21 protein-coding genes and 1 other RNA gene are annotated in these 24,042 nt (G+C 68.5%); 7 read left to right on the forward strand and 15 right to left on the reverse strand.

From position 1 onward, the window contains the following. Positions 1 to 1,022: serine/threonine-protein kinase (locus tag ACWD0F_RS01535; RefSeq protein WP_449871679.1), on the reverse strand; the 1,022-nt coding region annotated here is incomplete at its 3' end. A gap of 70 nt (positions 1,023 to 1,092) precedes the next feature. Then, complete coding sequence (locus ACWD0F_RS01540; RefSeq protein ID WP_449871681.1) at positions 1,093 to 2,061, reverse strand: GlxA family transcriptional regulator; 969 nt, start codon at positions 2,059 to 2,061, stop codon at positions 1,093 to 1,095. A gap of 99 nt (positions 2,062 to 2,160) precedes the next feature. Here ACWD0F_RS01540 and ACWD0F_RS01545 point away from each other — a divergent pair, with 99 nt between their 5' ends. Further along, positions 2,161 to 2,565 (forward strand): hypothetical protein, encoded by a 405-nt coding sequence (locus ACWD0F_RS01545; protein ID WP_449871683.1) that lies wholly within the window; start codon positions 2,161 to 2,163, stop codon positions 2,563 to 2,565. Between the two features lie 13 nt (positions 2,566 to 2,578). Here ACWD0F_RS01545 and ACWD0F_RS01550 read toward each other — a convergent pair whose 3' ends face one another. The 4 genes from ACWD0F_RS01550 to ACWD0F_RS01565 all read right to left on the reverse strand — a co-directional run bounded on the left by ACWD0F_RS01550 (position 2,579) and on the right by ACWD0F_RS01565 (position 6,316). Beyond that, positions 2,579 to 3,172, reverse strand: coding sequence for a hypothetical protein (locus ACWD0F_RS01550; protein WP_449871685.1), 594 nt, complete (start codon positions 3,170 to 3,172; stop codon positions 2,579 to 2,581). Continuing rightward, positions 3,169 to 4,032, reverse strand: coding sequence for a hypothetical protein (locus tag ACWD0F_RS01555; RefSeq protein ID WP_449871687.1), 864 nt, complete (start codon positions 4,030 to 4,032; stop codon positions 3,169 to 3,171). The genes ACWD0F_RS01550 and ACWD0F_RS01555 overlap by 4 nt, the downstream gene beginning before the upstream one ends. Before the next feature lie 291 nt (positions 4,033 to 4,323). Beyond that, positions 4,324 to 5,022 carry a tectonin domain-containing protein gene (locus tag ACWD0F_RS01560; RefSeq protein WP_449871689.1) on the reverse strand — a complete coding sequence of 233 codons (699 nt, stop codon included), beginning with the start codon at positions 5,020 to 5,022 and terminating at the stop codon, positions 4,324 to 4,326. Positions 5,023 to 5,164: 142 nt separating this feature from the next. After that, positions 5,165 to 6,316, reverse strand: coding sequence for a hypothetical protein (locus ACWD0F_RS01565; protein WP_449871691.1), 1,152 nt, complete (start codon positions 6,314 to 6,316; stop codon positions 5,165 to 5,167). A gap of 138 nt (positions 6,317 to 6,454) precedes the next feature. On the opposite strand from ACWD0F_RS01565, the gene murJ reads away from it, so the two are divergent. Together murJ and ACWD0F_RS01575 are read left to right on the forward strand one after the other, a co-directional pair. Next, positions 6,455 to 8,050 carry a murein biosynthesis integral membrane protein MurJ gene (gene murJ, locus ACWD0F_RS01570; protein ID WP_449871693.1) on the forward strand — a complete coding sequence of 532 codons (1,596 nt, stop codon included), beginning with the start codon at positions 6,455 to 6,457 and terminating at the stop codon, positions 8,048 to 8,050. A gap of 46 nt (positions 8,051 to 8,096) precedes the next feature. After that, positions 8,097 to 8,558: a MarR family winged helix-turn-helix transcriptional regulator gene (locus tag ACWD0F_RS01575; protein ID WP_449871694.1), complete on the forward strand. Its 462-nt coding sequence runs from the start codon at positions 8,097 to 8,099 to the stop codon at positions 8,556 to 8,558. Here the strand turns inward: ACWD0F_RS01575 and ACWD0F_RS01580 are convergent. Then, positions 8,536 to 8,811 (reverse strand): hypothetical protein, encoded by a 276-nt coding sequence (locus ACWD0F_RS01580; RefSeq protein ID WP_449871695.1) that lies wholly within the window; start codon positions 8,809 to 8,811, stop codon positions 8,536 to 8,538. The genes ACWD0F_RS01575 and ACWD0F_RS01580 overlap by 23 nt on opposite strands. On the opposite strand from ACWD0F_RS01580, the gene ACWD0F_RS01585 reads away from it, so the two are divergent. Then, entirely contained in the window at positions 8,810 to 9,460 is a 651-nt protein-coding gene (locus ACWD0F_RS01585; RefSeq protein WP_449871697.1) for a class I SAM-dependent methyltransferase, read from the forward strand. The genes ACWD0F_RS01580 and ACWD0F_RS01585 overlap by 2 nt on opposite strands. Before the next feature lie 63 nt (positions 9,461 to 9,523). Here ACWD0F_RS01585 and ACWD0F_RS01590 read toward each other — a convergent pair whose 3' ends face one another. From ACWD0F_RS01590 to prfB, 7 genes are all read right to left on the reverse strand, one after another. After that, on the reverse strand, positions 9,524 to 10,675 hold the full coding sequence (locus ACWD0F_RS01590; protein ID WP_449871699.1) for a hypothetical protein: 1,152 nt from the start codon (positions 10,673 to 10,675) through the stop codon (positions 9,524 to 9,526). 207 nt (positions 10,676 to 10,882) lie between these two features. Further along, positions 10,883 to 11,266: a transfer-messenger RNA gene (ssrA, locus tag ACWD0F_RS01595) on the reverse strand. 315 nt (positions 11,267 to 11,581) lie between these two features. Beyond that, on the reverse strand, positions 11,582 to 13,441 hold the full coding sequence (locus tag ACWD0F_RS01600; protein ID WP_449871701.1) for a penicillin-binding transpeptidase domain-containing protein: 1,860 nt from the start codon (positions 13,439 to 13,441) through the stop codon (positions 11,582 to 11,584). A gap of 19 nt (positions 13,442 to 13,460) precedes the next feature. Further along, on the reverse strand, positions 13,461 to 13,928 hold the full coding sequence (gene smpB / locus ACWD0F_RS01605; RefSeq protein ID WP_449871703.1) for an SsrA-binding protein SmpB: 468 nt from the start codon (positions 13,926 to 13,928) through the stop codon (positions 13,461 to 13,463). 52 nt (positions 13,929 to 13,980) lie between these two features. Beyond that, a complete protein-coding gene (ftsX, locus tag ACWD0F_RS01610; protein ID WP_449871705.1) occupies positions 13,981 to 14,883 on the reverse strand; it encodes a permease-like cell division protein FtsX in 903 nt (300 codons plus the stop codon). A gap of 20 nt (positions 14,884 to 14,903) precedes the next feature. Then, positions 14,904 to 15,593: a cell division ATP-binding protein FtsE gene (gene ftsE, locus ACWD0F_RS01615; RefSeq protein ID WP_449871707.1), complete on the reverse strand. Its 690-nt coding sequence runs from the start codon at positions 15,591 to 15,593 to the stop codon at positions 14,904 to 14,906. Between the two features lie 419 nt (positions 15,594 to 16,012). Further along, positions 16,013 to 17,128, reverse strand: coding sequence for a peptide chain release factor 2 (prfB, locus tag ACWD0F_RS01620; protein WP_449871709.1), 1,116 nt, complete (start codon positions 17,126 to 17,128; stop codon positions 16,013 to 16,015). 47 nt (positions 17,129 to 17,175) lie between these two features. On the opposite strand from prfB, the gene ACWD0F_RS01625 reads away from it, so the two are divergent. The 3 genes from ACWD0F_RS01625 to ACWD0F_RS01635 all read left to right on the forward strand — a co-directional run bounded on the left by ACWD0F_RS01625 (position 17,176) and on the right by ACWD0F_RS01635 (position 19,028). After that, on the forward strand, positions 17,176 to 18,192 hold the full coding sequence (locus tag ACWD0F_RS01625) for a hypothetical protein (RefSeq protein ID WP_449871711.1): 1,017 nt from the start codon (positions 17,176 to 17,178) through the stop codon (positions 18,190 to 18,192). A 123-nt stretch (positions 18,193 to 18,315) separates the two neighbouring features. Beyond that, entirely contained in the window at positions 18,316 to 18,549 is a 234-nt protein-coding gene (locus ACWD0F_RS01630) for a hypothetical protein (RefSeq protein ID WP_449871713.1), read from the forward strand. After that, the gene (locus ACWD0F_RS01635; protein WP_449871715.1) at positions 18,546 to 19,028 is read left to right on the forward strand and encodes a Clp protease N-terminal domain-containing protein; all 483 of its coding nucleotides are present in this window, start codon (positions 18,546 to 18,548) and stop codon (positions 19,026 to 19,028) included. Before ACWD0F_RS01630 ends, ACWD0F_RS01635 begins: the two co-directional genes overlap by 4 nt. Before the next feature lie 108 nt (positions 19,029 to 19,136). On the opposite strand, the gene ACWD0F_RS01640 is transcribed toward ACWD0F_RS01635, so the two are convergent. Further along, positions 19,137 to 24,008 carry an NAD-glutamate dehydrogenase gene (locus tag ACWD0F_RS01640; protein WP_449871717.1) on the reverse strand — a complete coding sequence of 1,624 codons (4,872 nt, stop codon included), beginning with the start codon at positions 24,006 to 24,008 and terminating at the stop codon, positions 19,137 to 19,139. Positions 24,009 to 24,042 lie beyond the last annotated feature (34 nt).

Below are 24,042 nucleotides of genomic sequence, written 5' to 3' on the forward strand. Positions count from 1 at the left end.
GGCTGCGGCTGCGGCTGCGGCTGCGGCTGCGGCTGCGGCTGCGGCTGCGGCTGCGGCTGCGGCTGCGGCTGCGGCTGCGGCTGCGGCTGCGGCTGCGACGACAGCGATGACGGCGGCGACGGCGGCGACGGCGGCGCAACCCTCCCGCCCGTCGTCGGCTGCGGCAGCGCCCCGGAGGTCCGGACCTCCGGGGCCACGGTGCCCGTCCAGGTGCGTTCGACCACTTCGGTGGCCGTGGTCAGGCGGGTGCCGCCCACCAGCTCCGCCAGCAACTGCTGCGCGGTAGGCCGGACCCGGGCGTCCTTGGCGAGCGCCCGCTCGACCACCTCCCGGATCCCCTCGTCCAGCCCGTCCAGCCAGGGCCCCTCCTGAGTGATCCGGTAGAGCACCTCCCCAGGCGCCCCACCTCCGAACGGCAGCCGCCCCGTCCCCGCGAACGCGATCACCCCGCCCCAGGCGAAGATGTCGGCCGCGGCCGTGACCGGCTCCCCGCGCACCTGCTCGGGCGCCATGAAGGCCGGCGTCCCCAGGATCGCCTGGCTGGTCAGGCTGTCGTGCTCCACGAGGTGCGCGATGCCGAAGTCGATCACTCGTGGTCCGAGCGGCGAGAGCAGCACGTTGGAGGGCTTGAGGTCACGGTGGATCACCCCGGCCCCGTGGATGGCGCTCAGCGCGGTCGCGATGCCCACCGCGAGCGCCTCCAGATTCCCGCCCGACAGGGGCCCCTGCTCGCGGACGGCCTGCGCCAGATCGGGCCCCTTGACGTACTCGGTGACGAGGTAGGCGACGTCCCCGTCGATCCCGGCGTCCAGCACCGGCGCGGTGCAGAACCTGGCCACCCGGCGAGCCGCCGCCACCTCCCGCTCGAACCGCCGCCGGAACGCCGGATCCCGGGCCAGCTCCGGATGGACGATTTTGACCGCGGCCAGGCCGCCGGTGGGCGTGGCCGCGAGATACACCTCGCCCATGCCGCCCCGGCCGAGCAGGCGCCGGAGCGCGTACCCACCTATGACCTCGTTCATCGCAGACACACTAGCCAGGTCCGGACATTTCCCCGCCCACCACGGCCGGGAACAGAGATGCTGAACCGGGTCACCCGGCCACCTTGGCCTGTGTCAGCCGGTAGTGCGAGGGCGGGATTCCGTACCGGTCGATGAAGGCCTGCCGCAACGTCTCCGCCGTTCCGAACCCGCACCGCACCGCGATCGCGGCCATCGGCAACGACGTGGCGGCCAGCAGCTGGGCGGCGGCCTCGGTGCGGGCCTGCCGCACGAAGCGCCCGGGCGTCTGCCCCAGGTGCTTGAGGAACAGCCGGGTGAGGTGCCGCACGCTCACCCCCGCCGCGTCCGCCAGCGTAGCCGTGCCGAGGTCGTCGCCCAGGTGGGCGCCGATGTGCTCGATGATCCGCTTGACCAGGCTGTTGGCCGGCGCGGGCGCGCTGACGAACATGCTCATCTGCGCCTGGTTGCCGGGCCGCTGCAGGTAGGTGACGAGGTGGCGGGCCACCGTCCTGGCCAGCTCGGTGCCGTTGTCCTCCTCGACGAAGGCGAGCGTGAGGTCGAGGGCGGCGGTGACGCCGGCGGAGGTGGCGACGTTCCCGTCGCGGATGAAGATCGGGCCCGCGTCCACGGTCACCTCGGGGTGCCGGGCCGCCAGCTCAGGTGCCTGCTCCCAGTGCGTGGTGGCGCTCCGGCCGTCGAGTAAGCCGGCGGCGGCCAGGATGTACGCGCCGGTGCACACGGACGCCACGCGCCGGCTGTCGCGGGCCAGCCGGCGGACGTGGCCGACGATGAGCGGATTGGCGGCGGCGTTCTCGTAGCCGATGCCGCCGGAGACCAGGAGCGTGTCGAGCGGCCCGGTGATCCGCTCCAGCGCCTGCTGCGCCTGGATGGTCAGCCCGGTGCCGCAGGTGATGGGGTGGCCGCCGGGCGTGGCCAGGTGCGTCTCGTAGTGCGGTGCCGCGCCGTACCAGTTGGCCGACTCCAGCGTCGCGGTGACGCAGGCGATGTCCAGCAGCCCGGCCGCCTCGTATCCCACCACGGCCACCCGTCGCACGTCCATGGCAACGACTGTAGGACCGACGGACAGAGTTCCCTAGTTTTCGGACCTTCCCGGCCGCTTTTCTTGGCCCCGGCGGCCCGGCTCGGCCACAGTCGGGGCATGACGACGAGCACGAAGCCCGGCCGCCGCTGGGGCAAGTTCGCCCTGCACTACCTCGAAATGATCGTCTCGATGTTCGTCGGGATGTTCGCGCTCGGCATGCTGCAGTCCGCCGTCGGGCTCGGCCTCTCCCACGAGCAGCAGCCGGAGCTGGCCTACCTGGTGATGGCGTTCAACATGTCGGTCGGCATGGCCGCGTGGATGCGTATCCGCGGCCATGGCTGGGCCCCGACGCTGGAGATGTGCGCCGCGATGTTCGTTCCGATCGTGCCGCTCTTCCCCCTGCTCTGGCTCGGGGCCATCGACGGCGGCGCGCTGATGACGGTGGCGCACGTCGCGATGTTCCCGCTCATGCTGCTGGCGATGTTGCGCCGCCTCGACGAGTACGCCGGCTGCCACCACTGAGCGGCGTACCGGATCAACCGGGCGAACCCCGCTTGATCGCACCGAGCGCCGCCCGGCCGGTCCGGATGTCGGAGATCAGCACCCAGGCCACCAGCAACAGCCCCAGGCACAGGGCGTCGGCCGCCCACCAGGGGATCTCGGCGAGCAGCAGGTAGCCGTCGCTGTCACTCAGCGACCTGATCACCACCGTGACCACCGCCACCACCGCGGTCACCACCAGCCAGCTCCACAACCGCGGCAGACTCCCCTTGCTCCACAACCGGATCCGCCAGCTCATGAACACGGCCAGCACGCCCAGCAGCGCGCAGAACCCGATCAGCCACCACGGCAACGCGAAGGCGGTCTGCTCGGCGATCTGCGCCCGCGTGGTGGCCAGCTCGGTCTCGGCCTTCTCCTTGGCCACCATGGCGGCGTCGAGCTGCCGCTTGAGCTGGGCCACGCTCTTGCCCTGGCGCGGGGGCGGCGCGGCGGCCTCCGTCGGCAACATGCGCGCCACGACGGTCAGCATGATCGCCACGAACGACAGCGCGAGCACGATGGCCATGAACAGGTCGATGAATCGCAGGTCGAGCGGCGGCGCGAACGCCCGGACGGGACGCCGCCTCACGCCTCCCTCACCAGGGTGTACGTGTGCGGCCGGCTCTCGGCCGCGCTCAGCCGCTCGACCGCCGTCCGCAGCGCGTCCAGCCCCTTGACCAGCTCCTCGGTCCTGCCCCTCGACTGCGCCAGCTCCTGCGTCAGCCCCTGCATGGCGGGAGCCGCCTGCTTGGCCGGCAGGCGCGCGATGTGGACGAGGAACACCTCGTCCGCCGCCACCACACCGGCCCGCTCCGCCCGCTCGACCACGGCCATCGTCCCGAAGGCGAGCACGCTCAGGAACAACGCCACGAGGGTGACGCCGAACGCGGAGGCCAGCTCGGGCAGCACGTGCTGCTTGAGCGCGATGATCAGCGCGCCGGGATCGCCCTGGCTGTCCAGGGCGTCCGAGAACGCCCCCACCATCGCCGCCATCGTCAGCGCGGTCCCGATGAACCCGAAGACCGGCAGCGCCCAGATGAGCGCGTGGTCGAGATGGTGCTTGTTGGCCATCTCGCTCTCGTCCAGCGCCGACCGCGCGCTCAGCACCGCCTCGCAGTCGTTCCCGGCCTCGGCCGACGCCTTGAACAGCTTGAGCCGCCGCGCCACCAGGGTGTCCTCGCCCGGCTGCACCGTCTGGATGCCGGCCACGGCCCGCGCCGTCGCGGCGCTCTCCCGCCGCAGGTCCGGCACCGCCCTGACGATCCTGAGCACGGTCGTCAGGAACACCGCGATGATCAGCGTGACCACCAGCTCCGCGGCCATCGGCGCCGTCGCCGCGCCCACGGTCTCCAGCAAACTCGCCACCACTCCGGCCGCCATGAGCAGCGCGGAGACCCCCAGACCCACCACCGGCGCGAACGCCGAATGACGCCAGTCGTACCTTGACACCCTTAACCCCACTCCGGCACAAAAATTGTCAAAGCACTACCTAAGCATACGTAAAGCAATGATGGGGTGACAGTCCGAAATCAGCTCTTAGAACGGCGAAACCCGCGAGCCGGAGGGTGCCGGCCGGCCACCACCGGGGCCACGGCGTGCCGGCCCCAGGGCGGGGCACGACGAAGGCCCCGTGACCACCATCGTGATCACGGGGCCGCTGTCGGCATGACCGGGGCGCCCCGGCACTGCCGTCCGATCAGCAGAAGGGCGCTACGCCATCACGGCTGGGCCGCCGGCGGTTCAGCCCGGCTGGTCGCCGGTGTAGCGGAAGATGTTGCCGGCGGAGTTGACCCCCCACACCGTCCCGTCGGCGGCGGCGCCGACGTCCGTCAGGACTCCGGGGATCTGCACCCACGGGTTGGCGTCGTCGTTGGTGTACCGGTAGATGCCCCCCGTGGCGTTGACCCCCCACACGTTGCTCCTGGACCCCGCCGAGATCCGGACCAGGCCACCGGGGATCTGCTTCCAGTGGTCGGAGCTCTGGTCGCCGGTGTAGCGGAAGATGTTGCCCGCGGAGTTGACCCCCCACACCGTCCCGTCGGCGGCGGCGCCGACGTCCGTGAGGACTCCGGGGATCTGCACCCACGGGTTGGCGTCGTCGTTGGTGTACCGGTAGATGCCGCCGGTGAAGTTGACCCCCCACACGTTGCTCCTGGAACCGACCGAGATCCGGGCCAGACCGCCGGAGATCTGCTTCCAGTGGCTGGAGCCCTGGTCGCCGGTGTAGCGGAAGATGTTGCCCGCGGAGTTGACCCCCCACACCGTCCCGTCGGCGGCGGCGCCGATCTCCTTCAGGCCGCCGGGGAGCTGCACCCAGGGATTGGCATCGTCGTTCGTGTAGCGGTAGATCCCTCCGGTGGCGTTGACCCCCCAGACGTTGCTCCTGGACCCTGCCGAGATCGCCGTGAGACCGCCCGCGACTGTTTCCCAATGAGCCATGCCGGAACCCTTCCTTTCGTCATGCAGAGTGACTGCATAACTACAGTGAGTCAAAACGACATTGGCATGGGGGTGGATTTATTACAAGGAGTTGATGTCAGGCAACAGTCCGTGTATGACTCAGTTAACGAACCGCCAACCGTCAGCCGTACTTCTCCTCAGCCAGCTCAGCGCCTTGCAGGATCGGCAGCCAATGCTTCTGCCAGGCCGCGTCATTCTCCTTGAGGAACTCCGAGTCCTTGGGCCTGGTTGCCACGTTCTGGGCCGACTCGCGTAGCTCATTGACAAGTTCATCGGTCACCATCAGGCCCGGGAGGTCCTCCTTGATCTGCTTGGGCATCATGTCGCGGACCTCGAAGAACTTCTGGTTCGCCTGCTCAAGGAACTTCTGGGCCCGGCCGTCCGCGGTGTCCCCGCCATCCCAGTAGTCATCCCAGTCGCTCCGGTTCGGGTCAGCCGCCTTGTCGAAGTTCTTGTAACACCAATCGGCGATCTGCTGGAACCTGAATGTCGCGGCGTCCAGGCTGCCGACCGTGGCGGCCAGGGCGGTCGCGTTCGCGTAGATCTGCCGCAGTGCGCTCTGCGCGACGTCGGCGGCCGCACCTCGCCATGGAGCGTCGCGCAGGTCCTGCGCCCGGAGCAACAGCGTGTGCGTAACCTCGACCACGGAGTCGGCCATCTGTTTCAGCCACCCCTGATCTTCCGGATAACCACCGAAGTAGGGAAATTGTGCGATGTCCTGCATCGCCATCTCCGCGCTCATGTGGCCGACACCGTAGTCGATCCCCGCGGGAAGCTGAAAGGTGTCGGTGCCGTTGGGGTAGAGATCGCTCGTAGCCGTGAAGACGTGGGAGGGAGCATCGCCCGGCATCATATCGACGAGCCGCTGATCAAGCTGGTCGATGGGGAGGTCACCGAGCCGGGGATCGTCGCCAAGCTGGTAGTTGGTGGCCACCCGGCTGATCAGGAGCCCGGCCATGCCGACCTCAGCGTGCAGGTCGACCCAGAAGTTGGTGGCCTGTGTAGAGGCGCGGCTCAGGAGGACGTCGAGCTCACGAGGCAGCGCCCACTGAATGCCCAGCGGCGACTTGGAACCGGGCCAAGGGCTGCCGTAATCGAGGACGGGGCGAGCCATCTTGACAAGCTGGCCGGATACGATCCGCACGCCGTTGCGGTCGATCTCGAACCCTTCGCTCTGATGCTCGTAGCCAAGTCCAGGCCAGTAACTCGGGATCGTTGGCTTGGCGTCCCATCGGGACCACTGGTCGGCAGGCGTGGGCTCCGGCTCGAGCATGAAGACTCCGATCTTTGCGGAAATGCCTCACCCTACGAAGATCACTCGCGCATGCGCAACCTTGTGCGCAACTCCGACGCGACGGCAACCTGGTGCTCCAGAGAACACCCGGCTTCCCGGACGAAGGAGAGATCACCGATGAGTGACCGGCCACGGCTCATGTGGACGGGCCGGGCGATGGCGTTCGCCACCATCGTCTCCCGCACCACCGGCTTCGTCCGCACGCTGGCCTTGGTCGCCGCCCTCGGGCTGGGCAGCCGATTGCTGGACGCCTACACCGCGGCGAACGTCACTCCCAACACCATCTATGAGCTCGTCTTCGGCGGCGCGCTCGCGAGCGTGCTCGTTCCGCTGCTGGTCCGTACGGCTGCCGACCGTGACGTCGACGATGAAATGTTCGCCCAGCGGCTGCTGTCGCTGGTGGTTTACGGCCTTGGAGCCGTGGTGATCGTGACGATCATCGCCGCGCCGTTCATCGTGGACCTCTACGTTCCCGGGTTCAGCCCCGATCAGCGGCAGCTGGCAGTCGTCCTCACCCGGTACTTCATGCCCCAGATCCTGTTCTACGGCGTGAGCGCGACCTTGGCCGCGATCCTCAACGCACGCGGCCGCTTCATCGCGCCCATGTGGGCGCCGGTGGCCAACAACCTGGTCGTCATCGCCACCGCCTCGATCTTCCTGCTGATCGGCGGCACCGGGAAGCTGGAGTCGCTGACTCACGTTCAGCTGCTGTTGTTGTCGATCGGCACCAGCGCCGGGGTCGCCGCCCAGATGATCGTGCTCGCGGTGGTCAGCCGGCGGACCGGATTCCGGCTACGGTTGCGCGCCGACTCGCGAGGCATCGGCGTCCGGCGCATCGTCGCCCTGGCCGGATGGACCATCACATCCGTGGCCGCCGCCCAGGCCGTATTCGTGGTGATCACCCGGATCGCCTCGCAGGCCGGCCCAGGCGCCGTCAGCGTTTACTCCAACGCCTACACGCTGTTCCAACTGCCCTACGCGGTCATCGCCGTCACCGTCATCACCGCGGTCCTGCCCAGGATGAGCCGGGCGGCGGCCGACCGTGACCTCGCCCAGGTCACCGCCGATCTGTCCCAGAGCCTGCGGCTCACCAGCGTGCTCCTGGTCCCGACAGCCGCAGCGCTCATCGTGCTCGGCCCGCAGCTGACCACCGTGCTGTTCGCCCACGGCAACGCCTCACCCGCCGCCGCCCATCTCACCGGCTCGGTGCTCGCCGCCTACGGCCTCGCGCTCGTCCCCTTCGCCGGCTACCAGATCATGTCGCGAGTCTTCTACGCCCTCGGCGACACCCGCACCCCGGCACTCCTGAGCGTCGGCGTCTCCGCCGTCACCATCGCCACCTGCCTGGCCGCCGCACGCCTCAAGCCCGGCCCGAACCTGGTCATCGCCCTCGCGGCCTGCTCCGCCATCGTCTACACCGCCGGGCTCCTCCTCACCGCCCAGCTGCTGCGCCGCCGGATCGGCAGAGTCGACGGACACCGCCTGCTCAACACCCACACCCGGATACTCGCCGCGACGATCGTCGCGGGCCTCGCCGCGTTCACCGTCAACCGCGCCCTCGGCGCCACGGCCGGGACGGACTGGACCGGCTCGCTCATCACCGTCTGCGCCGCGGCCGTGATCGGAGCCGCCCTCTACGCCTTGGCCGCGCGAGTCCTCCGCATCACCGAGTTCAGAGCCCTCACCACCGCTCTGCGGATCGACAACACTTGATCACCACCATGGATAGTTCGTTCTACGAATTTGTTACTCTTGGCCAGTGAGTGAACATGCCGACGGCCCGATCGGGGTGGTGGCCGCACTGGTCCGGTCCACGTTCCTGGTGAACGCCGTGTATGCGGAATCCGCCCGTGCGTACGGGCTCACCCAGCAGCAGGGCCAGCTGTTGTGCGTCTTGATGGCGCAGCCGTACGGGATGAGTGAGCTGGGTGCGATGCTCGGCCTGGCCAAGTCGAGCCTGACCGGCCTGGTGGACCGGAGCGAGCGCAATGGCTTGGTCCAGCGCAAACCCGACCCGGACGACTCCCGCGCGGTGCGGGTCGCCCTCACCGGGCGGGGCTCCAGGCTGGTCGACGAGTTCTACACCGAGACCTGCCGGCGCATCGAGGACCTGACCGCGGAGTTCGCGCCCGAGGAGCGCGCCGCGCTCGCGGCCATGCTCGGCCGCGTCGTGGCGGACAACAAGGTGCCCAGCGTGTTCATGGAACCAGATCATCGCTGACCGGGAAAGAGTTGCAGTTCGTGCTGCGAATCAATATGGTTCGTAGAACGAACTTGAATCCTTCTTCAAGGGCCAGGTTGGTGCGGGCAGGGCTTGCGGACGAGGGCGGTGAGGATTTCATGGGGCCATCGGGCGGCGATGCGCAGGCGCAGTCGGCGTCCGCCGCGCACGAGCCGTGCGGCCACGTGAACAGGCGCAGGCGTTCGGGTTCGTAGCTGCGGGCGGGAGCAGTGATCATTAAGGTGATCGTCATGGCGCTGTTGTCTCACCTCGACCGTTTCAACCGGCGGCACCCGTGGAGCCACAACGACCACTACGGCCGCTGGATCGCCGACCAGGTGGCCGCGTCCGGCGCCCGCCACGTCCTCGACGTCGGGTGCGGCACGGGCAACCTCGCCGCGCTGCTCCGTCACCGCGCCGCCACCGTCACCGGGCTCGAACCCGACCCCGCGACCGCCCACGCGGCGGCGCAGCGCTTCACCGACGACTCCTCGGTCGCCATCGTCCGAACCGACTTCGCCGGGCGCGACCCGCAGCGGCGCTGGGACGCCGTCACCCTCGTCGCCGTCCTGCACCATCTCCCGCTGGCGCCCACCCTGAGTGAACTGCGCGGCTGTCTTGCCCCGGGCGGGCGCCTCGTGGTCGTCGGCTGCTATCGGGAGGCCGGGCCCGCCGACCTGCTCACCTCCCTGACGGCGCTGGTCGCCAACCCGATCATGGGACTGATCAAGCACCCGGGCCGCACCGATGCGCCGCCCTCGCAGATGACGGCGCCCACCGCCGAGCCGCAGGAAACCCTGGCCGACATCCGTGACGCGGCCGCCCAAGAGCTGCCCGGCGCCCGGATCCGGCGTCGCCTGTTCTGGCGATACACCCTGGTCTACGACGCCCCGCCGCGTTGACGCCAGGAACCAGCCGGAGACACCTCCAAGACCCCTGGGCGGCATGGCGTGATCCGCGGGCCGTCAGCCGTACTTCTCCTCAGCCCGCTCTGAGCCTTGCAGGATCGGCAGGTATTGCTTCTGCCAGTCAGCGTCTTCCTGCTTGAGCCGTTCCGAGTCCGTGGACCTGCTCGCCGTCTCCTCGGCGTACGCGCGTAGGTCATTGACATGTGAGTCGGTCACCATCAGGCCCGGGAGGTCCTCCTTGATCTGCTTGGGCATCATGTCGCGGACGCCGAAGAACTCCTTGTTCGCCTGCTCGAGGAAACTCCGGGTCCGGCTGTCCGCGGTGTCCCCGGCATCCAAGAGGTCATCCATGTCGCTCCGGTCCGGGTCCGCCATCTGCTCAAAGTTCTGGTAACACCAGTCGGTGATCTCCTTGAACCTGGCTCTCGCGCCGATCAGACCGCCGACGATGGCGGCCAGAGCGGTCGCGTTCGCGTAGATCTGCCGCAGCGCGCTCTGTGCGATGTCGGCGGCCTCGCCTCGCCATGGAGCGTCGCGCAGGTCCTGCGCCCGGAGTTGCACCGTGTTCGCCAGTTCGACCAGGGAGTCGGCCATCGGCTTGTATGTGTCCAGAGTCCCGCTGAAGCCATGGAAAAATTTGGCGATGTCCTGCATCGCCATCTCCGCGGTCATCTGCCCGACACCGTAGTCGATCGACGCGGGAAGCTGTAACGTCTCGCTGCCGTTGGGGTAGAGCTCGCTCGGAGTCGACGTCATGAAGACGCTACCCGGAGCTTCACCCGGCATGATGTCCCTGTGCAACGTATCAAGATCGTGGAGGGGGAGGTCGCCGAGCCGGGGATCGTCGCCAAGCTGGTAATTGGTGGCCGATCGGTTGATCAGGAGCCCGGCCATACCGACCTCAGCGTGCAGGTCTCTCCAAAAGTCGCGGACCCGCACATCGGCCAGGGCGAAGAGCTCGTCGAGCTCACGAGGCAGCGCCCACTGGATGCCATAGGGCACGAGGCCACCGGCTGAGCTGTCGTCGTAATCGCCGGTGCCGACAGCAGCCTTGAGCAGCCGGGCGGCTACGACGCGCACGCCCTTGCGGTCGATCTCGAACCCTTCGCTCCGATGCTCGTTACCGAAGCCAGGCCAGTATGTCGGGACCGTTGGCTTCGTGTCCCATCGGGACCACTGGTCGGCAGGCGTGGGCTCAGGCTCGAGCATCGAGACTCCGATCTTGCGGAAAGCCCCCACCCTACGAAGATCACTTGTCCGTGCGCAACCTGTGAGCCTCGCGAATGCGACGGCGACCGCCGGCGGCCGAGAGATCATCGCAGGCGCGTCGACGCGGCCTCTCCGGCAGGGGTGTGCCCCACAGACACGAAACCGCCCCCTACCTGCGATGTTTCGCAAGTAAGAGGCGGTTTGCACTGGTGGAGGTGGCGGGAATCGAACCCGCGTCCTTCAACCCCAGGTCAGGGCTTCTCCGGGCGCAGCCTGCTGTGTTTTTCTCAGCCCCGGCGGTCACGCAGGCGAGTCGCCGACGGGCTCAGCCACTGTTTAGTTTCCCGATCTTCCCCGCGGCCGGGTCGAAAGGTTGAGCCTTCTAGCGATGCCAGACCCCGGGCCGAAGGCACTCCCGGGCTGACAGTGGTTTCGCTGCTTAGGCAGCGAGGGCCAGGGAGTCCCTGGCCGCCACAGTGCTCTTGGAATTGGCACTTGTTGTTTGCGGTCACAGTGTTAACGAGGTTATGTCCGCAGTCCTCGGCCCGCTTCACCTGACTTGCAAGGTCAAAGTCGAAACCAGTCACCCCCTGTGCACTTGTCAACACATCCTCCGAGGAGGATGAGCAACATGAGCGTACATGGGAGAACGCCCTGAGCGCCAACTTAATTCCCCATGGCGAAACCCCCGGAAGCGCGGCACAGCAGCACGCGCTCCCGGGGGCCGACCGGCAGGGTCGAGCCGGTCCGGACGGCAGGACTTCCCCCGAGATGAAGTCCTGATCTCATCACGGCGACTGGATCCGCAACCCCCCGAGCGAACCCAGTCACTCAGTAAGACGCCACCGGCGGCCGCGATGGTTGCTCAGGGTGACGACTTTTTCGCGATGAGTTGTGCCGGGTCCGTCATGCGGGGCTGCGCAGGGCCGAGAAGAAGCTGCCCGCCACCGCCCCGGCGTTGTAGCTCTTCGCCAGCACCGCGACGGCCACGTCGCCCTGCCAGCCCACGAACCACGTCAGCTGGTTGCCCGCCGTCGCTGTCACGCCGTAGACCCTGCCCTTGCCCGCCTGGGCGGGCGTGCCGGTCGCGCCGGCCCGCATCATGGCCGTCAGCGCCGTGCGGACCTGGGGATCGACCGGCACCGGCGCCGGCTGGGTGGCGGAGACGACCTCGGCCGCCGGGTCGGGCGACTTGGGGTCGGTCACCAGCACGGGCGGACGCCAGGTGCCCGAGGAGAGCGCGCCGGCCACCAGTGCCATGCCCAGCGGGCTCACCTCGACGTTCTGGCCGGCGATGGCCTTGGCCCTGTCGGCGTCGCTGGACAGCGACGGGAGCGTGCCGCTGAACGACTTGAGCGGCAGCCGCCAGGGCTGCCCCACGCCGAACGCCTTGGCACTCTCGGCCAGGTCGCCCGCGGTGAGCCGGCGGGCCAGCGAGGCCAGCGCCGTCACGCAGCCCTTGGCGAAGTTGTCCTGGAACGTGGCCGACGTCGTCATCCCCGTGGCCTGACCGGCGTGCACGAACTTGGCGCCGCCGACCGTCCGCTCCTGCGGGCAGGCCAGCCGCTGCTTGGTGCTGACGTTGTTCTTGAGCAGCGCGTCCGCGGCCACGATGGAGAACGCCGTGCCCGCCGGATATTTGCCCGCCAGCGCGTCCTTCTCCTGGTGCATGGCGCCCTTGGTGGCGACCGCGCGGATCTCGCCGGTGCCGGCCTGCACGGCCACCATCGCGCTCGTGTCCGTGTCGGCCACCGCCTGCTCGGCCGCCTGCTGGATTTTGCGGTCGATGGTGGTCCGGACCGAGACGTTCTGCCGGCCCGGCCACTCCTTCAGCAGGGTGACCTGCTTGCTGGTCTTGAGGTCCAGGGTGATCACCTTGGTCTCCGTGGAGCCGGTGAGGTAGTCCTGGTAGGCCTGCTGCAGGCCGCTCTTGCCGACCGAGTCGCCGGCCCGCTGCGGGCCGCCGAGCTTCTGCTCCGACTCCGGGGTGAGCGCGCTGACGGTGCCGACGATCTGCCGGGGCGCGTCAGGGTCGACGGGCTGCTCCTGCTCGTCGATCTCGATGCCGGTGATGGCCGCGAGCTTGGGCTCCATCGACTGGTAGCGCGAGCGCCCGAACGTGACCAGCGGCACGAACTTGTCGGGCGGCGAGGACCTGATGCGGCTCAGCAGCCGGTCCTGCGCGTAACCGGTGACCTCGGACAACTTCGCGACGACCGCCTCTGCCTGGTCGCCCAGCTTGGACGGGTGCACGCCGGCGACGAAGAGGACGGTGTCGCTCTGCAGCGGGTCGCTCTCCCGGTCGACCACCGGCTGGCGTGGCTTGGGCTCGGTGTCGACCGCGAACCGCTGCCCCTCCTTGAGCTGCGGATGCAGCACCGAGGGCGACCAGCGCACCTTCCAGGTGCCGTCGACCAGGTGCAGCGGCAACATCCCGTCGTATTCCCAGAGCGGGTTGTTCTCCCCCAGATCGACCTCGGCGTGGAAGTCGGCCTTGGACTCGTCGCCCTCCACGCTGAGGCTCTTGATCTTGAAGCGGAAGGAGGCCGCGTCGAGCTGCAGCTTGGCGCCGGCCAGGGCTTTGCGCACCGTGGCCACGTCGCCGTCGGTGCGCCCCGCGGCCAGGTCGTAGTCCTCCGACTGCCAGCCCACGAGGAAGTCGCGCACGGCGTTGTGCGGCGACGGCTCCTCGAAACAGCCGGTCAGCATGGTGCTCGCGACCGCCAGCGTGACGGTCGCGGCGAGGGTGCGGCGGGCGCGTCTCATCGCTTGAGGTGCCGCTCTCTCATCGGTTGCGGTGCCGCATCGCGCGGGCCATCTCGCGCTTGGCCTGCTGCTCCGACAGCGACTGCCGCTTGTCCCAGTCCTTCTTGCCGCGGGCGAGCCCGATCTCGACCTTGGCCTTGCCGTCCTTGAAGTACAGCGCCAGCGGCACGATCGTGAGCCCGCCCTCCTTGGTCTTGGCGGCGAGCTTGTCGATCTCCTTGCGGTGGAGCAGCAGCTTACGCTTGCGCCGGGCCGCGTGGTTGGTCCACGTGCCCTGCGTGTATTCGGGAATGTGCACGTTGAGGAGCCACGCTTCGTTGCCGTCGATGCTGGCGTAGCCGTCGACGAGCGAGGCGCGGCCCTCGCGGAGCGACTTCACCTCGGTGCCCTGCAGCACGAGACCAGCCTCGAAGGTGTCCTCGACGTGGTAGTCGTGCCGAGCACGTTTGTTCTGGGCGATGACCTTCCGCCCGGTCTCACGTGGCATGCTTCGACTTTACCGGCGACCGGGGCGGCGCCGCCCCATGTGCGTGTGCACGCTACACCCGGAGATAACGGCGCAGCGTCACGAACGAGGCCAGCACACAGATCACGACGCCGATGGCCATGGTGAACGTGATGGTCTGCGCCACCGCGTCCCAGCCGATCTGGGCCTTGCCGAAGTAGCCGGCCAGCTCCTCGAAGAGGAAGACCTTCGTCATGATCAGGATGATCGCCGCGAACACGCCGCCGATCAGGCCGGCGATGACGCCTTCCATCACGAACGGTAGCTGGATGTAGAGGTTGGAGGCCCCGACCAGCCGCATGATGCCCGTCTCCCTGCGCCGGTTGAACGCCGAGAGCCGGACCGTGTTGCCGATCAGCAGGGCCGCCGCCAGCACCAGCACGATCGCGACCGCGAGGGCGTAGAAGGCGAGCTTGTCGAGCATCTCGAAGAAGGGGCCGATCAGCTCGGCGTGGTCCTTGACCTGCGAGACGCCCGGCTGGCCCTCCACGGCCTGGATGACATTGTCGTAGTTGTCCGGGTTGGCGACCTTGACCCGGAACGACTGCGGCATGTCCTCGACCTTGGTGGCGCTCACGAGCGCCTTGTTGGTCGCGTACGCCTCTTGGAAGTTCTTGTACGCGGCCGCCTGGTCCTCGTAGAACACCTTCTCGACACCGGGGGTGCCCTCGATGTGCGCCTGGAGGGTCTTCATCTGCGCGGGCGTGATCGCCTTCCCGTTGCACTCCGGGATGGCCGACCCCTTGTTGCACAGGAAGACCGAGACCTCGACCTGATCGTCCCAGTAGCCCTTCATCATCGTGACCTGAGCGTTGATCATCAAGCCGACGCCCAGCATCGCCATGCCGACCGCCACGGTGATGATGACCGCGATGGTCATGGTCAGATTGCGACGGAGGCCGATCCAGACCTCGGAGAAGATGAAATTCGCCCGCATGTTCTGTCTACAGCTCCCTGTCAGTACGCCTGGCCGTAAACGCCACGCGACTGGTCCCGGACGATCTTGCCGTCCTCCAGCTCCACGACACGCTTGCGCATGGAGTCGACGATGGCCGCGTCGTGCGTGGCCATGACGACCGTGGTGCCAGTCCTGTTGATGCGGTCGAGCACCTTCATGATGCCGATGCTCGTCGCGGGGTCGATGTTGCCCGTGGGCTCGTCGGCCAGCAGGATCATCGGCCTGTTGACGAACGCGCGGGCCATGGCGACGCGCTGCTGCTCGCCGCCGGACAACTCGTCGGGCATGCGGTGTGCCTTGCCTTCGAGGCCGACCAGCTCGATGACCTCGGGCACCACCTTGCGGATGAACCGCCGGGGCTTGCCGATGACCTCGAGAGCGAACGCCACATTCTCGTAGACGTTCTTGTTCGGGAGCAACCTGAAGTCCTGGAACACGCAGCCGATGCGGCGGCGCAGGTGCGGCACCTTGAAGTTGGAGAGGCGGGCCAGGTCCTTGCCGGCGACGTGGATCGCGCCGGAGTTGGGCCGCTCCTCTTTGAGGATCAGGCGCAGGAACGTGGACTTGCCTGAGCCCGAAGGACCCACGAGGAACACGAACTCACCCTTGTCCACGTCTACGGATACGTGGTCGAGGGCGGGACGGTTCTGGTTCGGGTAGGCCTTGGTGACATTATCGAAATGGATCACGAGAGCATCACGGCATGCCAGTCTAGGGGTCAGGACGGAAGCGAGGGTGGCACATGCCCACTTCCCGCCACTGGCCGAGCGGGGGCGTCTTCTTTACTGATGATCGACGTTCCGATTGGCCAGACGACAGTCTAGGGGGAAGACTGGCATGGAACGTCCATAACGGAAACAAAACGATTGTGCGGCTAGACTTGGGGCTGTCATGAGTTGCGAACACCTCGTATGCGCCCAGTGCGCCCACCCTGTCATCGAGGGCCGCTGCGCTCTCTGCCGCGCCAACAGAGAGCGGATGCACAACCACGGCTTCGCCGGGCTGTCACCCGCTCTCATCGCTCTGCTGCTGGTCGTCCTGCTCTTCCTGAGCCTGGTGCTGGAGCACGTGAGCGGTCTCTAGACACCGGGCCGCAGGGGGCGGCCCGCTAGGCCGTCTCCGACTCCTGCCGGCGCATCCAGCGGATCTCCGACTCGATGAAGCCGTCGAGGTCGCCGTCGAGCACCGCCGTCGGGTTGCCGGCCTCGGTGCCCGTGCGCAGGTCCTTCACAATCTGGTAGGGGTGCAGCACGTAGTTGCGGATCTGCGTGCCCCACGACGTGGTGGTGGCGCCGCGCAGCTCCGACATCTTCTCGGCCTCCTCCTGCCGCTTGCGCTCCAGCAGCTTGGCCTGCAACACGTTCATCGCGGAGGCGCGGTTTTGCAGCTGGGAGCGCTCGTTCTGGCAGGAGACCACGATGCCGCTCGGAATGTGCGTGATGCGCACAGCCGAGTCGGTGGTGTTGACGCCCTGGCCGCCGGGACCCGAGGAGCGGTAGACGTCGATACGCAGATCGTCCTCGACGATGTCGATGTGGTCGGTCTGCTCCACGACCGGCACGATGTCCACCCCGGCGAACGAGGTCTGCCGGCGGCCCTGGTTGTCGAACGGGCTGATCCGGACCAGGCGGTGGGTGCCGTGCTCACCGCGCAGCGTGCCGTAGGCGTAGGCGGCCTTGATCGCGAACGTGGCCGACTTGATGCCGGCCTCCTCCGCATAGGAGGTGTCGTAGACCTCGGTGCCGTAGCCCTTGCGCTCGGCCCACCGCAGATACATCCGGAACAACATCTCGGCCCAGTCGGCGGCGTCGACCCCGCCGGCCTGGGAGTTGATCGTGACGAGTGCCTCGCGGGCGTCATAGGGCCCCGAGAGCAGGGTGCGGACCTCCATCGCGCCGATGTCGGACTTCAACGACTCCAGGTCCCTGTCGGCCTCGACGCGGGTGTCCTCGTCGCTCTCCTCGGCCGCGAGCTCGTAGAGGACAGTCAGATCCTCCAGGCGGCGCACGAGGGCCTCGACGCGGTTGAGCTCACCTTGGAGGTGAGAGAGCTTGCTGGTGACCTTCTGGGCCTGATCAGGGTCCTCCCAGAGGTCGGGCACGGCAACCTGCTGCTCCAGCTCCGCGATCTGCTTGCGCATCGCGTCGAGGTCGAGGACGTCCTGGATGCTGCGGAGCGTGCCCCGGAGCTCGTTGATCTCTTCTGCCGGATCGATGCCTGCCACGTCTCCCAAGGGTACGCGACCCTCGCGGGCCCGAATAACATGGCGAGGTGCATGCATACGGTCGGCGGGGAGTGCTGACGCTCGTGGCCGGCCTCATGGCCGCGGCGGCCGCGTGCACGAGCGCGCCTCCACCGGCGCCCACCAGATCGGCCGCGGCCCCCTCCGCCTCCCCTTCGCCGACGGCGAGCGCGGTCGCGATCACCCGCGAGGAGGCCGCCGAGGTCTTCAACGAGATCGTCCTGTCCGACGACCTGCTGCGCGTGAAAAGCGACTTCGAAGGCCGGCTGGCGATGGCGGTCGACCTCACCACCGGCGGTCAGGGGCAGCTCGCCGTGGCCGCCTACCTGTCCACCGGCTACGCCCCGCACCGTTACACGTGGGGGGCGCCGGCGCTGCTCGTGCCCAAGTTCGGGCCGGACGAGCGGGCGCCGTGGTTCAGCGCGCTGGCGGCGCGCGACGGGCGGGCGACGCTGCTGACGTTCGCCAAGTCCGACCGCTGGCGGCTCAGCTCGGCGGCCCAGCTCCTGCCGGGCCAGGAGCTTCCGGAGATCGAGCTGGACGCCGAGGGCTACGCCACGACGCTGACGCCCGATGACAAGACGATCACGATCAGCCCCCAGTTCATGGGCCCGGTGCACGCCAGTGTGGCCGAGACGGGCACGGCGGGGGTCACGGGCGGGCTGCTCGCGGCGGGGGCGTACACGAGCGACGTGGCCACCCAGATCGCCGGACTCCGGGAGAACGCGAAGCTCAACGGGTTCAGCTATGACTCGATCTTCAGCGCCGACAACTTCCCGGTGTACGCATTGCGCACCAAGGCGGGCGGGGCGCTGATCCAATACTCGTTGTCGCGGACGACGACCACGACGACCAAGACGGCCGAGGACGAATACATCCCGGTGCCGGAGCAGGCTCGGTGGGCGATCGGCTCAGCGGTGGTGCGGCGGTCGCTGCGCCTGGTCGAGACGCACCAGTACGCCACGGCGGTGCCGCCGCTCACGGCGCCGGCGGCCGCCGCGGTGATCGCGCACGACGGCGCGCTGACCCGCGCCAGCGGCCAATGAGCCGCGTGCTCTTTCTCTGACGCCCGCTCACCGTGACGAAGCGCCTCCTTCTTCGCTGACCCGTGGGCCAACTTAAGCAACCACAGTTGACTATCTGCGCATTAGTCAACTACGGTTGCTCGCATGCCGGCTGATGAGACACCCGTACCCCAGGAACCCGCCGACGCGCTGGCGTCCGTCGTGGCGCTGCGGCGTCTGGCCGACCAGCTGGAGGACGCCGCCGTCGAGCAGGCGATGCGGGCGGGCTGGAGCTGGCCGCAGGTCGCCGAGGCGCTCGGCATCACGCGCCAGGCGGTCCACAAGAAGCACGCCAAGCGGCTCATCGACGCGGGCGTCAGTCTGAGGAGACGACAATGAGCGCAATCGACCACTACATCACCACGATCGTGGAGCGGGGGGAGGCCGAGGCCCGTGCGGACGGGTCGGCCGCGGTCGAGGTGCACCACCTGCTGCTCGCAGTCTCCGCCCAGGCCGGCACCGCCGCCCACGAGGTGCTGACCTCGGCGGGGCTGACCCGTGAGGCGATCAGGGGCGCGCTGGACCGGGAGTTCGAGCACAGCCTGAGCGGGGCCGGGGTGTCCCTGGCCGCCTTCGGCCTCCCCAGGCCCACCCCCGACGCCAGGCGCTCGATGTCCGTGGGCGCCTCGGCCAGGCTCGCGCTCGAACGCGGTCTCGCCGCCGCCACCGGGAAGAAGGATCTGCGGCCGGCGCACCTGCTGCTCGGCATCCTGGAGGCCGAGGTGGGCACCGTGCCCCGCGCACTGGCACTGGCGGGCGTGGACAGGACCGGCCTGGTGACACGCACCCGCCAGACGCTCCCGGCCCAGGTGTGGTGACGCCGCGAACGGGCTCTCCGGCGGATCGGGTGAACCCCGCGAACGGGCTCTCCGGCGGATCGGGTGAACCCCGCGACACCACAAGGGCGCCGCGGGGTCCGCGGGTGGTCAGGCCTCCGTGTGGGGGAGGTTGCTGGCGGCGACCAGCGTGCGCATCGCACGGAGGGCGACCGACAGCGTGGCCAGGTCGAAGTGCTCGCTCTCCCAGATCTCCGACAAGGTCTGCCGGGCCCGCGAGACGGCCGCCGAGTTGGCCTCCGACCAGCGGTCCAGCCGCTCCTCGGGCGACAGTCCTGGCGTGCTGTGGGCCAGCACGTCCTGGGTCAGCGAGGCGTGCGCGGCGTAGAGGTCGTCACGCAGGGCCGAGCGGGCCATGGAGTTCCACCGGTTGTCCCTGGGCAGCGCGATGACCCGCTCACGGAGCCGGGCCAGCTGCAGCCGGTCGGCCAGGTCGAAGTAGACCTCGGCCACCTCGTTGACCGGCCGGCCCGTCACCGAGGAGATCTCCACCAGATCCAGCGTCGAGTACGCCGGCACCATGGCGGCCACCCGCTCGGCCAGCTCCTGCGGCACTCCCCTGGCCAGGAAGGAGTCCCGGCGCTCCTCGTACGCGGACAGGTCGGGCCCCGTGAGCATCTTGGTGACGTGCCCGACGAGCCCGTTGACGCCCTTGGTGAAGAAGTGCACGGATCCGGCCAGGTCGAGCGGCGGCCGGCGGTTGACCAGGAGCCACCGGGTGCCGCGCTCGGCGAGCTTGCGGGCCTCCAGCAACATGGCGATCTGGGTGGCGGTGTCGACCTGGTTGTCCAGGGCCTCCACGGCCCGGTAGAACGACGGCAGGTCGAACACCTCGCGCGCCACCAGGTAGGCCCGCACGATGTCGGGCGCCGAGGCGCCGGTCTCCTCGCCGAAGCGGTGCATGAACGTGGTGCCCATGGAGTTGACCAGCTCATTCACCACGCAGGTGGTGATGATCTCGCGCCGCAGCGGGTGCGCGTCCATGTACGGCCTGAAGCGCTCCCGCAACGCCGACGGGAAGTACGACACCAGCCACGACTCCAGGTAGGACTCGTCGGGCAGGTCGGAGGCGAGCACCTCGGCGTCGACCACCAGCTTGGTGTAGGCCAGCAGGACGGAGAACTCGGGCGCGGTCAGGCCGAGCCTGGCCTGGCGGCGCTCGGCCAGCGTCTTGTCCGAGGGCAGGAACTCCAGCTCCCGGTTGACCAGCCCGTCCCGCTCCAGGCGGCGCAGGTAGCGGGCGTGGATGTGGAGCATCTCCACGGCCTGCTTCCGGGCGGCGGCCAGGACCACGTTCTGGGCGTAGTTGTCCCGCAGCACCAGGTCGGCGACCTCGTCGGTCATGGAGGCGAAGACCTGGTTGCGCTGCTTGTCGGTCAGCTCGCCGTCGCGGACGACCTGGTCGAGCAGGATCTTGATGTTCACCTCGTGGTCCGAGGTGTCGACACCGGCCGAGTTGTCGATGAAGTCGGTGTTGGCCAGGCCGCCGTTCAGCACGTACTCGATCCGGGCGAGCTGGGTGAAGCCCAGGTTGCCGCCCTCGCCGACGACCTTGCAGCGCAGGTCGGCCGCGTTGACGCGCAGCACGTCGTTGGCCTTGTCGCCCACGTCCGCGTGGGACTCGGAGCTCGCCTTGACGTAGGTGCCGATGCCGCCGTTCCAGAGCAGGTCGACCGGGGCCCGCAGGATGGCGCTGATCAGGTCGTTCGGGGCCATGGACGTGACGGCGTCCTGGATGCCGAGCGCCTCGCGCGTCTGGGGCGTGATCGGGATGGACTTGGCCGTGCGCGAATAGACGCCGCCTCCTGGGGAGATCAGCTTCTCGTCGTAGTCCTCCCACGAGCTGCGCGGCAGCTCGAACAGGCGCTGCCGCTCCCCGAAGGAGCGGGCGGCGTCGGGCGTCGGGTCCACGAAGATGTGCCGGTGGTCGAACGCGGCGACCAGCCGGATGTGCTGCGACAACAACATCCCGTTGCCGAACACGTCGCCGGACATGTCGCCGACGCCGGCCACCGTGAAGTCGGTGCTCTGCACGTCCACGCCCATGGTGCGGAAGTGGTATTTGACCGACTCCCACGCGCCGCGGGCGGTGATGCCCATGACCTTGTGGTCGTAGCCGACCGAGCCGCCGGAGGCGAAGGCGTCGCCCAGCCAGAAGCCGTACTGCTTGGCGACGTCGTTGGCGATGTCGGAGAAGGTGGCGGTGCCCTTGTCGGCCGCGACGACGAGGTAGGTGTCGTCGCCGTCGTGCCTGACCACGTCGGCCGGCGGCACGACCTTGCCGTCCACGAGGTTGTCGGTGATGTCGAGCAGCCCGGAGATGAAGGTCCGGTAGCAGGCCACGCCTTCGGCGAGCAGATCCTCCCGAGCACCGGACGCAGGCGGACGCTTAACGACAAATCCGCCCTTAGACCCAGTCGGCACAATAACGGTATTTTTCACCATCTGTGCCTTGACCAGCCCCAGGATTTCGGTACGGAAATCCTCCATCCGATCCGACCACCGCAGACCGCCCCGCGCCACCTTTCCGAAACGCAGGTGCACACCCTCGACCCGCGGCGAATAGACGAAGATCTCGTACTTGGGCCGCGGCAACGGCAACACACTGATGGCCTGCGGGTCGAATTTGAGCGATATGTACGGTTTCCGCTGTCCATCGACCGTTTGGAAGTAATTCGTGCGCAATGTCGCCTGAATCATTTCCAAGTAGGCGCGCAGGATCCGGTCCTCGTCCAGCGAGGCCACCTCGTCCAGCGCCCCCAGGATCTCCTCGTTGAGCGCGTCCACGAGATCGATCCGCACGTCGTCACCGCGCCGCGGATCGAGCTTGGCCTCGAACAGCCGCACGAGCAGCCGCGCCAGCCGTACGTTCCCGGCCAGCACCCGCTCCATGTAGAGCTGTGAGAACGTGCTCCCGGCCTGCCGCAGGTACTTGGCGTACACCCGCAGGATCTCGACCTGCTCCCAGGTCAGCCCGGCCCGCAGGATGAGCGCGTTGAAGTTGTCGGCCTGCACCCGCCCCTTCCACAGCGCGGTGAGCCCGTCCTGGAAGAGCCGCTTGAAGTCGTTACGATCCACTTCGGCGGACGGCGCGTACCGCAGCCCGAAGTCGTAGATCCAGGCGTTCTTGGTGGCGGGGTCGTTGTCCCTGTCGATCTCGTAGGGCCGCTCGTCCACGACCTCGACGCCGAGCCGCTGGATGAGCGGCAGCGCATGGGAGAGCGAGATGGGCGAGCCGACCTTGTAGATCTTCAGCCGCCGCTCCCCCTCGGCCGCGTCGTACGGCTCGTAGAGGTTGATCCCGACTTCCCCGTCTTCGGCGCTGACGAGCTGCTCCAGGCGGCGCAGGTCGACCACGGCCACCTTGGGCGGGAAGTCCGCTTTGTAGCCTTCGGGGAACGCCGCCGCGTACCGCCTGATGAGCGCGGGCGCCTCCTCCTCCGCGGCCATGTCCCCCAGCGCGCCGGCCAGGTCGTCCTCCCAGGAGCGGGTGAGCCCGGCCAGCCGGGACTCCAGCTCCTCCACGTCCACGCTCGGCGGCGGGAGCTGCCTGCCCCGCTCGCCGCGCACGACCACGTGCAGCCGGGCGAGCACCGACTCGCCGATCATGGCGCTGTAGTCGAGCGACTTGCCGCCCAGCGCCTTGATCAGGACCTCCTGCATCTTCAGCCGCACCTTGGTGGTGTAACGGTCGCGCGGCAGGTAGATCAGGCACGAGATGTAGCGGCCGTAGTCGTCACGTCGCAGGAACAACTTGACCTGCTTGCGCTCGCGCAGCCGCAACACGCCCAGCGCGATCGGCAGGAGCTGCTCCACCGAGGTCTGGAACAGCTCGTCGCGCGGGAAGGTCTCCAGGATCTCGATCAGATCCTTGCCGTCGTGGCTCTCGGGCGTCAGGCCCGCCTGGTCGAGCAGGTCGGCCAGCTTCCGCCGGAGCACCGGGATCCTGGAGATCGACTCGTTGTAGGCCACGTGGGTGAACAGGCCGAGGAAGCGCCGCTCGCCGATCACCTCGCCCTCGGGCGAGAACAGCTTGACCCCGATGTAGTCGAGGTAGGTCGCCCGGTGCACGGTGGCCCTGGAGTTGGCCTTGGTGATGATCAGGAGCTGCTTCTCGCGGGCCTTGGCCCGCACCTCGGCGGGCAGCGCGGAGAAGCTCTCCGAGCCGGCCTTGTCGTCACGCAGGATGCCCAGCGCCGCCCCGGGCAGCGCGCGCAGCGCGTCGCCCTCGTCGGTGCGCTCCAGGCGGTACTCGCGATAGCCGAGGAAGGTGAAGTGCCCGTCGGCGAGCCAGCGCAGCAGGTCGAGGCTGTCCTCGACCTCCGCGGGCTCCAGCGGCGGCGGGCTCATGCTCAGGTCTTCGGCGGTCTGCACGGCCAGTGCCCGCATCTTCCTGAAGTCCTCGACCGCGTGGCGCACGTCGGTGAGCACCCGCTGCAGGTCGGCGTCGAGCTGCTTGAGCACACCGGGATCGGCCTGCCGGTCGATCTCGATGTGCATCCACGACTCGACCAGCATCTGGCCGGTGACGTCCTCCTGGCCGCGGATGAGCATCCGGCCTGTCATGTCGCGGCGCACCCGCATCTGCGGATGGACCACCAGATGGATGCCCAGGTCGTGCCGGTCGAGCTCCATCGTCACCGAGTCCACCAGGAACGGCATGTCGTCGGTGACCACTTCGACCACGGAGTGCCCGGGGTCCCAGCCGTTCTCGTCCAAGGTGGGGGTGTAGGCCCGGACGACGGCCCGGCCCTGGGGGCGGACCTCGGCCATCTGCCGCTGGGACATCGCGGGGCCGTACACGTCGACGGGGTTGCGATGAAGCAGGTCCTCCGGCGCGACGTGGCGATAGTAGAACCGCAGGAAGGACAGCGCCTCCTCCGGGCTCACATGTTCGCTGCCGGCCGCGCAGCTCTCTGCGGCTCTTTGGAGCAGCTCATCCTTGGCCTCGTCGAGCGGCATTTCGCTCTCACTCCTTTGTGAGGGTTCGCCATGA

Source organism: Nonomuraea sp. NPDC002799, from assembly GCF_053592075.1.

Bases quoted from the DNA above. Each gene is read 5' to 3' on its own strand.
- ACWD0F_RS01635 (WP_449871715.1), top strand. From the start codon at position 18,546: ATGAGCGCAATCGACCACTACATCACCACGATCGTGGAGCGGGGGGAG.
- ACWD0F_RS01560 (WP_449871689.1), bottom strand. From the start codon at position 5,022: ATGGCTCATTGGGAAACAGTCGCGGGCGGTCTCACGGCGATCTCGGCA.
- ACWD0F_RS01565 (WP_449871691.1), bottom strand. From the start codon at position 6,316: ATGCTCGAGCCGGAGCCCACGCCTGCCGACCAGTGGTCCCGATGGGAC.
- ACWD0F_RS01545 (WP_449871683.1), top strand. From the start codon at position 2,161: ATGACGACGAGCACGAAGCCCGGCCGCCGCTGGGGCAAGTTCGCCCTG.
- murJ (WP_449871693.1), top strand. From the start codon at position 6,455: ATGAGTGACCGGCCACGGCTCATGTGGACGGGCCGGGCGATGGCGTTC.
- ACWD0F_RS01540 (WP_449871681.1), bottom strand. From the start codon at position 2,061: ATGGACGTGCGACGGGTGGCCGTGGTGGGATACGAGGCGGCCGGGCTG.
- smpB (WP_449871703.1), bottom strand. From the start codon at position 13,928: ATGCCACGTGAGACCGGGCGGAAGGTCATCGCCCAGAACAAACGTGCT.
- ACWD0F_RS01580 (WP_449871695.1), bottom strand. From the start codon at position 8,811: ATGACGATCACCTTAATGATCACTGCTCCCGCCCGCAGCTACGAACCC.
- ACWD0F_RS01585 (WP_449871697.1), top strand. From the start codon at position 8,810: ATGGCGCTGTTGTCTCACCTCGACCGTTTCAACCGGCGGCACCCGTGG.
- ACWD0F_RS01600 (WP_449871701.1), bottom strand. From the start codon at position 13,441: ATGAGACGCGCCCGCCGCACCCTCGCCGCGACCGTCACGCTGGCGGTC.
- ACWD0F_RS01640 (WP_449871717.1), bottom strand. From the start codon at position 24,008: ATGCCGCTCGACGAGGCCAAGGATGAGCTGCTCCAAAGAGCCGCAGAG.
- ftsX (WP_449871705.1), bottom strand. From the start codon at position 14,883: ATGCGGGCGAATTTCATCTTCTCCGAGGTCTGGATCGGCCTCCGTCGC.
- ACWD0F_RS01630 (WP_449871713.1), top strand. From the start codon at position 18,316: ATGCCGGCTGATGAGACACCCGTACCCCAGGAACCCGCCGACGCGCTG.
- ACWD0F_RS01590 (WP_449871699.1), bottom strand. From the start codon at position 10,675: ATGCTCGAGCCTGAGCCCACGCCTGCCGACCAGTGGTCCCGATGGGAC.